The organism is Brucella sp. GW823-FHT04E01 (genome assembly GCF_058796175.1).
In genome coordinates this window covers 830,446-845,173 of sequence record NZ_JBXAIK010000004.1, presented here as the reverse complement: position 1 = coordinate 845,173, position 14,728 = coordinate 830,446, and the positions used below count along the sequence as shown (strand labels likewise).

Sequence of the window (14,728 nt, the reverse complement as noted above, 5' to 3'; positions counted from 1 at the left end):
CTTAGAGATCGAGAACCAGACGTTCCGGATCTTCCAGGCTTTCCTTGACGCGCACGAGGAATGTCACCGCTTCCTTGCCGTCCACAATGCGGTGATCGTAGGAAAGCGCCAGATACATCATCGGACGGATGACAATCTGACCGCCCACGACAACCGGACGTTCCTGAATCTTGTGCATGCCGAGGATACCCGACTGCGGAGCGTTCAGGATCGGTGAGGACATCAGCGAACCGTACACACCGCCATTGGTGATGGTGAACGTGCCGCCCTGCATGTCAGCGACCGAAAGCGTGCCGTCGCGTGCTGCCTTGGCAAGACGTCCCAGTTCCTTTTCAACGCCTGCAATCGAAAGCTGGTCGGCGTCACGGATGACCGGAACCACAAGGCCCTTGTCCGTGCCGACGGCCATGCCGACATGGGCGAAGTTCTTGTAGATGATGTCTGTACCGTCGATCTCGGCATTAACAGCCGGGATTTCCTTCAGCGCATGGGTTACGGCCTTGGTGAAAAAGCCCATGAAGCCGAGCTTCACGCCATGCTTCTTTTCGAAGACGTCCTTGTACTTGGTGCGCAGTTCCATCACCGCAGACATGTCGACTTCGTTATAAGTCGTCAGCATGGCGGCGGTGTTCTGGGCATCCTTCAGACGCTTGGCGATGGTCTGGCGCAAACGGGTCATCTTCACGCGTTCTTCGCGCGATACGTCGCCAGCCGACGATGCCGGACGGGCAGCGGCCGGTGCGGCCGGAGCCGGAGCAGCGGAAACACCCTTGGCGATAGCGTCGAGCACGTCGCCCTTCAGCACCTGACCGCGCTTGCCGGAACCGTCCACCTGATCGGCGGAGAGGTTATTTTCAGCAAGCAGCTTGGAGGCAGCCGGGGCAGGCTGCATAGCCGGGCCCGACGAAGCCGAAGCGACAGGTGCTGCTGCCGGTGCGGCAGCAGGCTTGGCTTCTTCCTTCTTCGCAGCAGGAGCCGCAGCGACGGCAGCGCCATCGGTGGAAATCTGGCCGAGAAGCGCATTGACCTCGACAGTGTCGCCTTCCTTGGCCGTGATTTCAGCCAATACGCCAGCAGCAGCAGCCGGAACTTCCACTGTCACCTTGTCGGTTTCCAGTTCCACCAGCGGTTCATCGATGGCGATGGCGTCGCCGACCTTCTTGAACCATTTTCCGATGGTTGCCTCAGTAACGGACTCCCCAAGCGTGGGAACGCGAATTTCGGTGGCCATGGTTTCTTCTTCCGTTGATCTTCAAACTTTAGATTTTGTGTTCAATTCAGGTTGGAGCAGTTCCGAAAAACTGCTCCAGAACTCTAACCCGGATCAGTTACCGAGCGCATCCTCAAGGAAAGCGGCGAGCTGCGCAAGATGCTTCGACATCAGACCCGTTGCAGGCGATGCTGCCGCCGGACGGCCTGCATAGCGCACGCGCTGATGCTTGGCGTCGATATGAGCCAGCACCCATTCCAGATACGGGTCGATGAACGACCATGCGCCCATGTTCTTCGGCTCTTCCTGACACCAGACCATTTCCGCATGGCGGAAGCGTGACAGCTCATTGATGAGTGCCTTGGCCGGAAACGGATAAAGCTGTTCGACACGCAGCAGGTAGACGTCATCGATGCCACGCTTTTCACGCTCTTCGTAAAGATCGTAATAGACCTTGCCCGAGCAGAGAACGACGCGACGGATCTTTGCATCCTTCTGGAGCTTGATGCCTTCGTCCTTGTTGTACTGCGCATCGTCCCACAGCAGACGGTGGAACGAGGATTCGCCCGACAGTTCGTTGAGGGTCGAAACGGCACGCTTGTGACGCAGCAGCGACTTCGGCGTCATCATGATGAGCGGCTTGCGGAAGTCGCGCTTCATCTGGCGGCGCAGAATATGGAAGTAGTTAGCCGGCGTCGTAACGTTGGCCACCTGCATGTTGTCTTCCGCACACATCTGCAACCAGCGTTCCAGACGAGCCGAGGAGTGTTCCGGACCCTGACCTTCATAGCCGTGCGGCAGAAGGCAGACGAGACCGGACATGCGCAGCCACTTGCGTTCGCCCGACGAGATGAACTGGTCGAACACGACCTGTGCACCATTGGCGAAATCGCCGAACTGGGCTTCCCACAGAACCAGAGCGCGCGGGTCGGACAGCGAATAGCCGTATTCGTAGCCCAGCACTGCTTCTTCCGAGAGCATCGAGTTGATGGCCTCGTAGATCGCCTGACCCTTCTGGATATTGTTGAGCGGAATGTAGCGGTTCTGGGTTTCCTGATCGTAGAGAACCGTGTGACGCTGCGAGAAGGTGCCGCGTTCGACGTCCTGACCGGACAGGCGGATCGGGCTGCCTTCAGCAACCAGCGAACCGAATGCCAGCGATTCAGCCGTCGCCCAATCGATCCCTTCGCCCGTTTCCATCATCTTGGCACGGTTGTCGAGGAAGCGCTGGATCGTGCGATGGACGTGGAAGTCCTTCGGTACTTCAACCAGCTTCTTGCCGATTTCCTTGAGCGTCTTCATCGGTACGGCAGTCTTGCCGCGACGCTGTTCGTCGGCATTGTCCGCGGTGCGCAGGCCAGCCCAAGCGCCGTCCAGCCAGTCGGCCTTGTTTGGCTTGTAGCTCTGTCCGGCGTCGAATTCGGTTTCCAGATTTTCGCGCCACTGCGCTTTCATCTGGTCGATTTCTTCCTGCTTGATCAGGCCTTCAGCAATCAGCTTGTCGCTGTAGAGCTGAACCGTGGTCTTGTGTGCACGGATCGCCTTGTACATCAACGGCTGGGTGAAGGACGGCTCGTCGCCTTCGTTGTGACCGAAGCGGCGATAGCAGAACATGTCGATGACCACCGGCTTGTGGAAGGTCATGCGGAATTCGGTCGCAACCTTGGCAGCGAACACCACGGCTTCCGGATCGTCGCCATTGACGTGGAAGATCGGCGCTTCGATCATCTTCGCAACATCCGACGGATAAGGCGACGAACGCGAGAAGGCCGGATTGGTGGTGAAACCGATCTGGTTGTTGATGATGAAATGCAGCGTACCGGCGACGCGGTGCCCCTTCAGGCCCGAAAGGCCAAGGCACTCGGCCACAACACCCTGACCGGCAAAGGCAGCATCGCCATGCAGGAGCAGCGGCAAAACCTTGGCGCGCGTTGCAAGCGGAACCATGTCGTCACGGGTGCGACCAGCCAGCAGGTCCTGCTTGGCACGGGCCTTGCCCATCACGACGGGGTTGACGATTTCGAGGTGCGACGGGTTGGCGGTCAGCGACAGGTGGACCTTGTTGCCGTCGAATTCACGGTCCGACGAAGCGCCCAGATGATACTTCACGTCGCCCGAGCCTTCCACGTCGTCCGGTGCATAGGAGCCGCCCTTGAATTCGTGGAAGATGGCGCGGTGCGGCTTGCCCATGACCTGGCTAAGCACGTTCAGACGGCCACGATGGGCCATGCCGAAGATGATTTCCTTGACGCCCATGGCGCCGCCGCGCTTGACGATCTGCTCAAGGGCCGGGATCAGCGATTCACCGCCATCGAGGCCGAAACGCTTGGTGCCCTTGTATTTGACGTCGATGAACTGCTCGAAGCCTTCCGCTTCGATCAGCTTCGACAGGATGGCCTTCTTGCCTTCCGGCGTGAAAGCAACCTTTTTATCCGGACCTTCGATGCGTTCCTGAATCCAGGCTTTTTCAGCCGGATCGGAGATATGCATGAATTCGACGCCGATCGTGCCACAGTAGGTACGCTTCAGAATGTCGAGCATTTCCGGCACGGTCGCATATTCGAGGCCGAGCACGTTGTCGATAAAGATCTTGCGGTTGTAGTCGGCAGGCGTGAAACCGTAGTTTTCCGGCTCCAGCTCATTATAGTCGTTCGGCTTTTCGGAGAGACCGAGCGGATCGAGATTGGCGTGCAGATGGCCACGCATGCGGTAGGCGCGGATCATCATGATGGCGCGAACGCTGTCGCGTGCAGCCTGCGTAATCTCTTCGCTGGTAAGAGCCGCGCCGGTAGCACCCTTCGCTTCGCCCTTTGCAGCCTTACCTTTCAGCTTGTCGGTGACGTGCTTTTCAACTTCAGCCCAGTTGCCATCGAGCGCGGAAATCAGTTCGCCATTGGCTGCAATCGGCCAGTTTTTCCTGGTCCAGGACGCGCCTTCAGCGTTTTTCTTCACATCGTCGGCATTGTCGCCCAGCTTCGCGAAGAAATCGCGCCACTGCGGATCGACCGAATTCGGATCGTCCTCATACTTGGCGTACAGCTCCTCAATATAGTCGGCATTGCCGCCATAGAGGAATGAGGTAAGGGCGAAAACGTCGTTGGCTTGTTCTTGCCTTGCCATAGCCTATCCGGAGCAGCGCTCCGTCTCCTTGTCAGTGGCTCATCTTGCGCGGGCCGGAAGTTCGAAACTTCATCCCTCACGCCGCCGGGGAGGAACCGCTACAGACCCCGGCATGACTAAACTCTACGCGTCGGAACGGATATCCGTCCCTCTAAGCCGGATCACATGACCCGTTGTTATGCTAAACCCGGCAGCGGCTTTCGCCGCCGCCGGGATATTCAGACCGATACGCGATCTCAGCCCTTGAGGACTTCGACCAGCGTCTTGCCGAGCTGCGCCGGCGACGGCGACACGCGAATGCCGGCCGATTCCATGGCAGCAATCTTGTCTTCCGCGCCGCCCTTGCCGCCGGAGATCACGGCGCCAGCATGGCCCATGGTGCGTCCGGCAGGAGCTGTACGGCCAGCGATGAAGCCGACCATCGGCTTCTTGCGACCGCGCTTGGCTTCGTCCTTGAGGAACTGGGCCGCATCTTCTTCAGCCGAACCACCGATTTCACCGATCATGACGATCGACTTGGTTTCGTCGTCAGCCAGGAACATTTCCAGCACGTCGATGAACTCGGTGCCCTTCACCGGATCACCGCCGATACCGACAGCAGTGGTCTGGCCGAGGCCTTCGTTCGAGGTCTGGAACACTGCTTCATAGGTAAGCGTGCCGGAGCGGGAAACAACACCCACCGAACCCTTCTTGAAGATATTGCCCGGCATGATGCCGATCTTGCATTCTTCAGGGGTCAGGATGCCCGGGCAGTTCGGTCCGAGCAGGCGCGACTTCGAGCGTTCCAGACGCTCCTTGACGCGAACCATGTCCATGACCGGAATGCCTTCGGTGATGCAGACGATGAACGGGATTTCAGCTTCGATGGCTTCGATGATCGCATCGGCAGCACCTGCTGGCGGAACGTAGATCACCGATGCGTCTGCACCTGTGCGTTCCTTGGCTTCGGCAACGGTTGCGAAGATCGGAAGCTTTTCGCCCTTCTGGCCTTCCCAGGTTTCGCCACCCTTCTTCGGATGGATACCGCCGACCATCTGCGTGCCGTAGTAGGCAAGCGCCTGTTCGGTGTGGAAGGTGCCGGTCTTGCCGGTCAGGCCCTGTACGAGAACCTTGGTGTCCTTGTTGACGAGAATGGACATGCCTTAATTCCCCTTCACTGCAGCGACGATCTTCTGCGCCGCATCGTCGAGATCGTCGGCCGAAATGACGTTCAGGCCGCTCTCGTTGATGATCTTCTTGCCGAGTTCGACATTGGTGCCTTCGAGACGGACAACCAGAGGAACCTTGAGGCCGACTTCCTTGACCGCAGCGATCACGCCTTCGGCAATGACGTCGCACTTCATGATGCCACCGAAGATGTTGACCAGAATGCCCTGGACAGCCGGATCAGCGGTGATGATCTTGAACGCAGCCGTCACCTTCTCCTTGGAAGCGCCGCCACCAACGTCGAGGAAGTTGGCAGGTTCTGCACCGTAGAGCTTGATGATGTCCATCGTTGCCATGGCAAGGCCTGCGCCGTTGACCATGCAGCCGATATTGCCGTCGAGAGCCACGTAAGCGAGATCGTACTTGGAAGCTTCGATCTCTTTTTCGTCTTCTTCCGACAGATCGCGCAGTTCCTGAATGTCAGGATGACGGAACAGCGCATTGCCGTCGAACGATACCTTGGCGTCGAGAACGCGCACGCGGCCATCGGTCATGACGATCAGCGGGTTGATCTCGAGAAGGCTCATGTCCTTTTCGGTGAACGCCTTGTAGAGGATCGGGAACAGCTTGACGCCGTCTTCGCGAGCCTGACCTTCAAGCTTCAGCGCGTCGGCGAGCTTGCTGGCGTCTTCGTCCGTTACGCCCTTGGCCGGATCGATGGCGACAGTCACGATCTTTTCAGGGGTTTCTTCGGCAACGGCTTCGATGTCCATGCCGCCTTCGGTCGAAACGACGAAAGCCGGACGACCAACGGTGCGGTCGATCAGGATCGAGAGATAGAGTTCGCGATCGATGTCGGCGCCGTCCTCGATGTAAAGACGGTTGACCTGCTTGCCGGCAGGGCCGGTCTGCTTGGTGACGAGCGTGTTGCCGAGCATTTCCTTCGCATTGGCAACCACTTCCTCAACCGACTTGGCGAGGCGCACGCCGCCCTTTGCATCGGCTGGCAGTTCCTTGAACTTGCCCTTGCCGCGTCCACCAGCATGGATCTGGCTCTTGACGACATAAAGCGGTCCGGGAAGCGTCTTTGCCCATTCTTCCGCCTGTTCGACGGAATAGACAGCCACACCATTGGCGATCGGTGCGCCGTAGGTGTGAAGCAGGCGCTTGGCCTGGTATTCGTGAATATTCATCTGGTTGTCCTCTACGGATTCCCGACCGATTCAGCGAGCCGGTACGACCCGAATCTTCGACCGATAATTGACAGCCGGAAAAGGCCGGAGCCGCACAAATGCGACAATCCGGCCTTGCCTGGAATTTTACTTCAGCGACGGAGCGATGCCGATGCAGGCTTCGCAAAGACCGGCGACCGAAGCCACCGACTTGTCGAATTCAGCCTTTTCGTTCTTGTCGAGATCAATTTCAATGATGCGCTCGACGCCATTGGCACCGATCACGGTCGGCACGCCGACATACATGTCCTTGACGCCGTACTGGCCCGTAAGCTGGGCAGCAACCGGCAGGACGCGCTTCTTGTCCTTGAGGTAGGATTCAGCCATCTGGATGGCCGATGCAGCCGGAGCGTAGAAAGCCGAGCCGGTCTTGAGCAGGCCGACGATTTCCGCGCCGCCGTCACGGGTGCGCTGGATGATCTTGTCGAGCTTGTCCTGGCTGGTCCAGCCCATCTTGACGAGATCCGGCAGCGGGATACCGGCAACGGTCGAGTAACGGGCCAGCGGAACCATGCTGTCGCCGTGGCCGCCCAGCACGAATGCCGTGACGTCTTCAACCGAAACGTTGAACTCTTCCGAGAGGAAATAACGGAAGCGGGCGCTGTCGAGAACGCCAGCCATGCCGACAACCTTGTGCGCCGGAAGACCGGAGAACTTCTGCAGCGCCCAGACCATGGCGTCCAGCGGGTTGGTGATGCAGATGACGAAAGCTTCAGGGGCGTATTTCTTGATACCTGCGCCAACCTGTTCCATCACCTTGAGGTTGATGCCCAGAAGGTCGTCGCGGCTCATGCCCGGCTTGCGCGGCACGCCTGCGGTCACGATGACAACGTCTGCGCCTTCAATTGCTGCGTAGTCGTTGGCGCCGGTGTATTTCGCATCAAAACCGTCAACCGGAGAAGATTCGGCGATATCCAGTCCCTTACCCTGCGGGATGCCTTCCGCAATGTCGAAAAGGACGACGTCGCCGAGTTCCTTCAGACCAGCCAGATGGGCGAGCGTGCCGCCGATCATGCCGGAGCCGATGAGGGCAATCTTGTTGCGTGCCATGATTGTTTCTTTCCTCACTTTTGATCCAGAGACGCATCAAGCCATCCGGAATCCTCGCCGGAAACGCTCAAGCGTTGGAACTGCGAGATAGGACTCTTTGGCGATAAACTCAACTCATTATTTTGCGACTAATGTTTTCAATCGGTTAGAATTAATAGTTCTTACGTAAACGTAAGATAATTTGTCAATATCAAGGCAAAACCACCCTCTCCTACCGCCGCGAACCATCCCCGGCGAAGCGGTGAAGGAGCGACTGGCAAGCTGCCAATTCCAACAACGTTGTGCACCTGTTCAAAACCGGCCCCGATTTAAAACTGATGCCGTATCAGAAGTCCGGCACGAACGCGCCACCGCCTTCCGCATGAATTGCGTGAGCAACATAGCCCACCGGGCTTATAAGTCCAGTCTGTGGCAGTCTGATGATGGGGCAGTCTGATGATGATAGCGGGAAGGGTCGACTTCAACCGGCCTTGCCGGGTGGCTCCGCCAGATAGTCCGCGCTCTGCATCTCGAAAAGACGGGAAGCGGTACGATCGAACTCGAAGGCCTCCGTGCCCTTGCTGGCGAGATAGAGCTTTTCCGGTTGGGCTTCAGCCGAAATGAACACCCGCGCGTGGTGATCGTAGAGTACGTCGACCAGCAGAATGAAGCGCTTGGCCTCGTTGCGGCGTGAATAGTCCAACACCGGAACATCATCGATGAACAAGGTCGGATAGTGCTTCACGATGGCGATATAGTCCGAGGCACCAAGCGGCTTCGAACAGAGCGCATCGAAAGTGAAGCGCGCCGCACCATGCACGGCACGGGCGACCTCGATGTCGCGTCCCTTGATGCGGATGACATCCGGCTTTTCATGCGCACCGTCCTTTTGCGCCACCCAAGCCGCCTCCATGCGCTTGGTCGTCTCAGAACCCAGCGGTGACAGATAGACCGGCTGGCGGTCGAGCTTTTCGAGGCGGTAATCGGTGCGCGAATCGAGATTGATCACATCGACATGCTGCTTGAGAATATCGATGAAGGGCAGGAAAAGCTGCCGGTTCAGTCCGTCGCGATAAAGATTGTCCGGCGCAACGTTGGACGTCGCCACCAACACCACTCCACGCGCGAACAAGGCACTGAACAGGCGCGACAGGATCATCGCATCGGCAATATCCGTCACGGTGAATTCGTCGAAACACAGCACCCACGCCTGTTGGCTCAAGGCATCGGCGACCGGCGGGATCGGATCGTCATGCTTGGTCTCGCCACGCTTCAACGCCTGACGATGCGCATAGATGCGCTCGTGCACATCGGCCATAAAATCATTGAAATGTGCACGGCGTTTGCGTTCCACCGGAAGAAGCGAAAAGAACATGTCCATCAGCATGGTCTTGCCGCGCCCGACCTCGCCGTGCACGTAAAGCCCCTTGATGACGCTCGTTGCCTCCTTGCGCTTGCCAAACAGCCAGCCGAGCGCGCTCGACTTGCGTGACAGGCGTTTGGTGCAGATTTCCTCGATCAGCCGGTCATAACGGACGGTGAGTTCGAGTTGAGCAGGATCGGCTTCCACATCACCCGCCACGACCATCGCATCGTAATGTTCGCGGACGGAGGGGAAGGCTTTCAGATTACCGTCGAAAGACATGATTGCTTCCGTTCAACCTTTCAATTGCAAAAACGGCGGACCATCTCGCGATGATCCGCCTGTCTTTAAGCGAAAGAATGTCTTAGCGCGAAAGCGACACGGCCTGCCCGCCTGAAGTCTGTCCGTCGAAGCGGCTCTGTCCCGAAGAATAGAGCGACGCGACGGTGCCGCCATTCGCATCATAGAGAACGAGTTGCTTGCCGTTGACGGCCCAGGAAGCGAGATTGCCGAGTTCGCCCGGGCAACGCAGCGGACCAGCGCGATAGCCCTGACCATACTTGGTCTGCGGCGTCGCGATCTTGCAGCTCTGGCCGCCAAGCGATGCGTTCCAGACACCGGCGACGGAGCCTGGCGTCAGATCAGGCGCGGATGCCGGCGGCAGGCTTGCAACCTGTGTGCCGGGCTGTGCATTCGGGTCCGTGGTCGGAGCCGTCGGGAACTGCGAAGCATTAGGAGAATTAAGGTTGCCCTTCTGCACCGAGCCTGCCGGAGCCGCATTCACGGGCGGCGGTGGCGGTGGTGGCGAAACCGTATCGAGATTGCCGAACCGGGAGCTCTGGCACCCGGCCAGGACAATGCCAGCCGCCGCGAGGCTGAGCAGACTTGCTTTCGAAATTCCCATCTGGTTCTCCATTTCCGCATTTCTCATCAGGGGTGGGGATGCCCCGGACTTCCTACCGAAGCCCTGCAATGTGACAATATTGGACCGATAAAATGGCTATATGGTTAAAAAAGCAACACCGGCACCTGTCATTTTTGCCCCCCAAACCCTTCAAGAATGCTTGAAACCGCTTAATAATCTTGAAACTGGGACAGGAAGGCCACAGTTTCTCCGATATTGGCGCCTGTCCTGCACGAACATCCGAGCCGCAACTTTTCGCAATCTGTCGCGGGTACTGGCAATTTGCGGGCTTTTCCGCCATATAGACGCTAATTGTCCCATAGGCTTTATCGACCAAAGCCACAGGAAAACGGAACCACGATAGTTATGGCCACCAAGGCAGCCTTCGCCAAGATGAACGGGCTCGGCAATCAGATCATCGTTGCCGACATGCGCGGTCGCGCGGACCGGATAACGCCTGAAGCTGCGATCCGTCTTGCAGGCGACAGCGAAACCGCCTTCGATCAGATCATGGCGATCCACGATCCGCGCACGGCGGGAACCGACAACTATATTGCGATCATCAATTGCGACGGCACGGAAGCGCAGGCTTGCGGCAACGGCACACGCTGCGTCGTTCAGGCGCTGGCGGCCGAGACCGGTCGGCAGGCCTTTACTTTTGAGACCCGCGCCGGAATTCTGACCGCGACCGAACACGAAGACGGCCTGATTTCAGTCGATATGGGCAAGCCGCGCTTCGATTGGCAGGACATTCCGCTTGCCGAGGAATTTCGCGATACGCGCATGATCGAACTGCAGGTCGGCCCCATCGACGCGCCGGTTCTGCATTCGCCGTCGGTTGCATCCATGGGCAACCCGCATGCAATCTTCTGGGTCGACCGTGATGTCTGGTCCTATGAGCTGGAAAAATTCGGACCGCTTCTGGAACATCATCCGATCTTTCCGGAGCGCGCCAATATCTCCATAGCCCATGTCACCTCGCCCGAGACAATCGATCTGCGCACATGGGAGCGCGGTGCAGGTCTGACCCGCGCCTGTGGTTCCGCCGCCTGCGCCGCCGCCGTATCGGCAGTGCGCACGCGCCGCACCGGGCGCACAGTCACCGTCAATGTTCCCGGTGGCCCGCTCAGGATCGAATGGCGCGACGACGATCATGTCATGATGACCGGCCCCGCCGAATGGGAATTTTCAGGCACTTTCGATCCTGCGTCCGGCGAATGGAGCCGCGACGCCCAGAATGACAAGCCAACTGACAGGGGTGCAGCCTGATGTCGGTGGAAGTCGTAACATTCGGATGCCGTCTCAACACCTATGAATCAGAGGTGATGAAACGCGAAGCCGATGCCGCCGGACTTGGCGAATTGAAGGATGGCGCGATCATCTTCAACACCTGCGCCGTGACGGCAGAAGCCGTGCGACAGGCGCGTCAGGCGATCCGCAAGGCCCGCCGTGAAAACCCGGAAGCCCGCATCATCGTCACCGGATGCGCAGCACAGACCGAAGCGGACAATTTTGCCGCCATGGACGAAGTCGACCTCATTCTTGGCAATGAGGAAAAACTGAAATCCAATTCCTACCGGATGCTGCCGGATTTCGGCGTCAACCAGTTCGAGAAAGTGCGTGTCAACGACATTATGGAAGTGCGCGAAACCGCAAGCCATATGGTCGATGCCATCGAAGGTCGCGCGCGCGCTTTCGTGCAGGTGCAGAATGGCTGCGATCATCGCTGCACCTTCTGCATTATTCCCTATGGTCGTGGTAATTCCCGCTCCGTTCCGATGGGCGCGGTGGTGGATCAAGTCAAGCGCCTTGTCGGCAACGGTTATGCCGAAGTGGTGCTGACCGGCGTGGACATGACCTCCTACGGTCCCGATCTTCCGGGAAGCCTGCGTCTCGGCAAGCTGGTGAAGACTGTTCTCAACCAAGTGCCGGATTTGCGGCGCCTGCGTCTTTCCTCCATCGATTCCATCGAAGCCGATGACGATCTGATGGATGCGATTGCCAATGAAAAGCGCCTGATGCCGCATCTGCACCTGTCGCTGCAGGCGGGCGACGACATGATCCTGAAGCGCATGAAGCGTCGCCACTTACGCGACGATTCGATCCGCTTCTGCGAAACAGTACGTGGGCTTCGTCCTGACATCGTCTTCGGCGCGGACATCATCGCCGGTTTCCCCACCGAAACCGAAGACATGTTCCGGAATTCGCTGAAGATCGTCGAGGAATGCGGACTGTCCCACCTGCACGTCTTCCCCTACAGCGCACGCGAAGGCACCCCCGCCGCCCGTATGCCGCAGGTGCGGCGCGAAATCGTCAAGGAACGTGCGGCACGCCTGCGCGCGGAAGGCGACCGCGCTTATGAAAAACACCTCGGCGCGCTGAATGGCACCTTGCAGCGCCTTCTCGTCGAGAAGGAAGGTATTGCGCGCACCGAAGGCTTTACACTGGCATCGGTGGACAGCGGTGCACCGGGCGAAATCATCGAACGTATCGTGACAGGGCATGACGGTGAAAAACTCCTCACCCGTCAGGCAGAGCCGCAAGCGGCTTAAAGCTTAAGGGCATCAGATTTCATGGCAATGGGTTTCATCAAGAAAATGTTCTCCTTCGGCAAGAAGGAGGTCGAAGAAAAACCAGTCGAACAACCGGCTCCCGATGCCGTGGAAACGGCTTTAGAAACGCAACTTCCTGAAACCGTCGAAGCGCCCAAAGAAATCGAAACAGCCGTCGTTGAAGTGGTCGTTTCCGAACCGGAAGTGCCAGTGATCGCCAGCGAGCCTGAGCCGATTGAAGCGCCTGCGTCTGAAACGGTTGAGGAAGAAAAGACTGAACCGGAGCATCCGGTTGCCGAGATCGAAATCCCGATTGAACAGCCTCCGGTGATGGAACCAATCGCGGTCGAAGCACCTGCGCCAGAGCCTGTTATTGAACCCGTTGTCGAGCCTGTTGTCGAGCCCGAGGCGGAACCCGCTGTCGAACTCGAACAGCCCGAAGTCGCAAAAGCTCCTGACGCACCTGTAGTAGAGGAAGCGGTCGAACCAACACCTCAGCCGGAGCCGGTGAAGCCCAAGAAGGTGAAAGTCGCCAAGGCCGTCGAGGAACATAAGGAAGAAGCGCCGGTTGAGGCAGCGCCTGAGCCAAAGCTGTCCTGGTTCGAGCGTCTGCGTCGCGGCCTGCTCCGTTCATCGAATTCATTGAGCGAATCCATCGGCGGCATTTTCACCAAGCGCAAGCTCGATGATGACACGCTGCAGGATCTCGAAGACGTGCTGATCCAGGCTGATCTCGGTCTTGAAACCGCCATGCGCGTGACCGATGCACTTGCCTCGGGTCGCTACGGCAAGGACGTGACGGGCGAGGAAGTGCGCACCATCATGGGCGCGGAAATCGAAAAGGTTCTAGGCCCGGTGGCAAAGCCGCTGGAGCTTGACCTGTCACACAAGCCGCATGTCATCCTCGTGGTCGGCGTCAACGGCACCGGCAAGACCACCACCATCGGCAAGCTTGCCGCAAAGCTTACCGCAGGTGGCCTCAAGGTCATGCTGGCGGCAGGCGACACATTCCGCGCAGCAGCCATCGAGCAGTTGCACATCTGGGGCGAACGCACCGGTTCGCCGGTCGTGTCCTCCAAGCTCGGCGCCGATGCGGCAGGGCTTGCCTATGATGCATGGGAAAAGGCCAAGGAAGCCGGCAGCGACGTTCTCATCATCGATACGGCAGGGCGGTTGCAGAACAAGGCCGAACTGATGGACGAGCTTGCAAAAATCGTGCGCGTGCTGGGCAAGCATGATCCGGAAGCGCCGCATACGGTGCTGCAGACACTTGATGCCACCACCGGCCAGAATGCCCTTAATCAGGTCGAAATCTTCAAGAATATTGCCGGTGTCAACGGTCTGGTCATGACCAAGCTTGACGGCACGGCACGGGGCGGCATTCTTGTCGCCATCTCGGCCAAGCATAAACTGCCGATCTATTTCATCGGTGTCGGCGAAGGTGTCGACGATCTGGAACCCTTTGCGGCCAAGGATTTTGCCCGCGCCATCGCAGGAGTTGCCTGATGGAGCATCCCGTTTTCGAACGCGATCCGTCACAGAAAAGCGAAGCCGAACGCCGGGAAGTCCCGCCGCTGCTCAAGCTGGCGCTGGAACTGGGACCGCTTCTGGTGTTCTTCTTTGCCAATGCGCGTGGCGAAATGCTGATCGAGCGTTTTCCGGTGCTGGCGTCCATCGGCGCACCGATCTTTCTGGCAACGGCACTATTCATGGGCGCGACCGTAATCGCGCTCGCCATTTCATGGACAATGACGCGCACCCTGCCCATCATGCCGCTTGTCTCCGGCATCGTCGTGCTGGTGTTCGGAGCGCTGACGCTCTGGCTGCACAACGACACCTTCATCAAGATGAAGCCCACCATCGTCAACACGCTGTTTGGTGCGATCCTGCTCGGCGGGCTCTTCTTCGGCAAGTCCCTGCTCGGCTATGTGTTTGATTCGGCCTTCCGTCTCGATGCCGAAGGCTGGCGAAAACTGACGCTGCGCTGGGGGCTGTTCTTCATCTTCCTCGCCGTGGTCAACGAGGTTGTCTGGCGGAATTTCACGACCGATGCCTGGGTATCGTTCAAGGTGTGGGGCATTATGCCCATCACCATTGTCTTCACGCTTTTACAAATGCCGCTTATCCAGAAGCATTCACTGACGGAAGACAACAAGACCGCATCATAACGGG

Annotated in this window: 11 protein-coding genes; 4 read left to right on the top strand and 7 right to left on the bottom strand. The window is 58.5% G+C overall.

The features are described from left to right. Position 1: 1 nt before the first annotated feature. The 7 genes from odhB to AC1RHM_RS19065 all read right to left on the bottom strand — a co-directional run bounded on the left by odhB (position 2) and on the right by AC1RHM_RS19065 (position 10,004). A complete protein-coding gene (gene odhB, locus AC1RHM_RS19095) occupies positions 2–1,231 on the bottom strand; it encodes a 2-oxoglutarate dehydrogenase complex dihydrolipoyllysine-residue succinyltransferase (RefSeq protein WP_010657591.1) in 1,230 nt (409 codons plus the stop codon). 93 nt (positions 1,232–1,324) lie between these two features. Then, positions 1,325–4,330, bottom strand: a complete 3,006-nt coding sequence (locus tag AC1RHM_RS19090; protein WP_010657592.1) for a 2-oxoglutarate dehydrogenase E1 component — start codon at positions 4,328–4,330, stop codon at positions 1,325–1,327. A gap of 236 nt (positions 4,331–4,566) precedes the next feature. After that, entirely contained in the window at positions 4,567–5,469 is a 903-nt protein-coding gene (gene sucD, locus AC1RHM_RS19085) for a succinate--CoA ligase subunit alpha (RefSeq protein WP_010657593.1), read from the bottom strand. 3 nt (positions 5,470–5,472) lie between these two features. Beyond that, on the bottom strand, positions 5,473–6,669 hold the full coding sequence (gene sucC / locus AC1RHM_RS19080; RefSeq protein ID WP_010657594.1) for an ADP-forming succinate--CoA ligase subunit beta: 1,197 nt from the start codon (positions 6,667–6,669) through the stop codon (positions 5,473–5,475). Positions 6,670–6,795: 126 nt separating this feature from the next. Beyond that, positions 6,796–7,758, bottom strand: a complete 963-nt coding sequence (gene mdh, locus AC1RHM_RS19075) for a malate dehydrogenase (RefSeq protein WP_010657595.1) — start codon at positions 7,756–7,758, stop codon at positions 6,796–6,798. Positions 7,759–8,218: 460 nt separating this feature from the next. Continuing rightward, complete coding sequence (gene zapE / locus AC1RHM_RS19070; RefSeq protein ID WP_010657596.1) at positions 8,219–9,382, bottom strand: cell division protein ZapE; 1,164 nt, start codon at positions 9,380–9,382, stop codon at positions 8,219–8,221. 82 nt (positions 9,383–9,464) lie between these two features. After that, complete coding sequence (locus AC1RHM_RS19065; RefSeq protein ID WP_010657597.1) at positions 9,465–10,004, bottom strand: protease inhibitor Inh/omp19 family protein; 540 nt, start codon at positions 10,002–10,004, stop codon at positions 9,465–9,467. Positions 10,005–10,370: 366 nt separating this feature from the next. On the opposite strand from AC1RHM_RS19065, the gene dapF reads away from it, so the two are divergent. From dapF to AC1RHM_RS19045, 4 genes are read left to right on the top strand one after another with little or no spacing between them, the layout of a single operon-like run. Then, the gene (gene dapF, locus AC1RHM_RS19060) at positions 10,371–11,273 is read left to right on the top strand and encodes a diaminopimelate epimerase (RefSeq protein ID WP_010657598.1); all 903 of its coding nucleotides are present in this window, start codon (positions 10,371–10,373) and stop codon (positions 11,271–11,273) included. Beyond that, complete coding sequence (mtaB, locus tag AC1RHM_RS19055) at positions 11,273–12,556, top strand: tRNA (N(6)-L-threonylcarbamoyladenosine(37)-C(2))-methylthiotransferase MtaB (RefSeq protein ID WP_010657599.1); 1,284 nt, start codon at positions 11,273–11,275, stop codon at positions 12,554–12,556. The genes dapF and mtaB overlap by 1 nt, the downstream gene beginning before the upstream one ends. Before the next feature lie 21 nt (positions 12,557–12,577). Continuing rightward, positions 12,578–14,062: a signal recognition particle-docking protein FtsY gene (gene ftsY, locus AC1RHM_RS19050; protein WP_010657600.1), complete on the top strand. Its 1,485-nt coding sequence runs from the start codon at positions 12,578–12,580 to the stop codon at positions 14,060–14,062. Then, positions 14,062–14,724, top strand: coding sequence for a septation protein A (locus AC1RHM_RS19045; protein WP_010657601.1), 663 nt, complete (start codon positions 14,062–14,064; stop codon positions 14,722–14,724). The genes ftsY and AC1RHM_RS19045 overlap by 1 nt, the downstream gene beginning before the upstream one ends. The last annotated feature ends 4 nt before the right edge of the window (positions 14,725–14,728 follow it).

What these genes read in the sequence shown, in the direction of transcription:
- AC1RHM_RS19065 (WP_010657597.1), bottom strand. Translation starts at nt 10,004, where the DNA reads ATGGGAATTTCGAAAGCAAGTCTGCTCAGCCTCGCGGCGGCTGGCATT.
- mtaB (WP_010657599.1), top strand. Translation starts at nt 11,273, where the DNA reads ATGTCGGTGGAAGTCGTAACATTCGGATGCCGTCTCAACACCTATGAA.
- sucC (WP_010657594.1), bottom strand. Translation starts at nt 6,669, where the DNA reads ATGAATATTCACGAATACCAGGCCAAGCGCCTGCTTCACACCTACGGC.
- AC1RHM_RS19045 (WP_010657601.1), top strand. Translation starts at nt 14,062, where the DNA reads ATGGAGCATCCCGTTTTCGAACGCGATCCGTCACAGAAAAGCGAAGCC.
- zapE (WP_010657596.1), bottom strand. Translation starts at nt 9,382, where the DNA reads ATGTCTTTCGACGGTAATCTGAAAGCCTTCCCCTCCGTCCGCGAACAT.
- ftsY (WP_010657600.1), top strand. Translation starts at nt 12,578, where the DNA reads ATGGCAATGGGTTTCATCAAGAAAATGTTCTCCTTCGGCAAGAAGGAG.
- AC1RHM_RS19090 (WP_010657592.1), bottom strand. Translation starts at nt 4,330, where the DNA reads ATGGCAAGGCAAGAACAAGCCAACGACGTTTTCGCCCTTACCTCATTC.
- sucD (WP_010657593.1), bottom strand. Translation starts at nt 5,469, where the DNA reads ATGTCCATTCTCGTCAACAAGGACACCAAGGTTCTCGTACAGGGCCTG.
- dapF (WP_010657598.1), top strand. Translation starts at nt 10,371, where the DNA reads ATGGCCACCAAGGCAGCCTTCGCCAAGATGAACGGGCTCGGCAATCAG.
- odhB (WP_010657591.1), bottom strand. Translation starts at nt 1,231, where the DNA reads ATGGCCACCGAAATTCGCGTTCCCACGCTTGGGGAGTCCGTTACTGAG.
- mdh (WP_010657595.1), bottom strand. Translation starts at nt 7,758, where the DNA reads ATGGCACGCAACAAGATTGCCCTCATCGGCTCCGGCATGATCGGCGGC.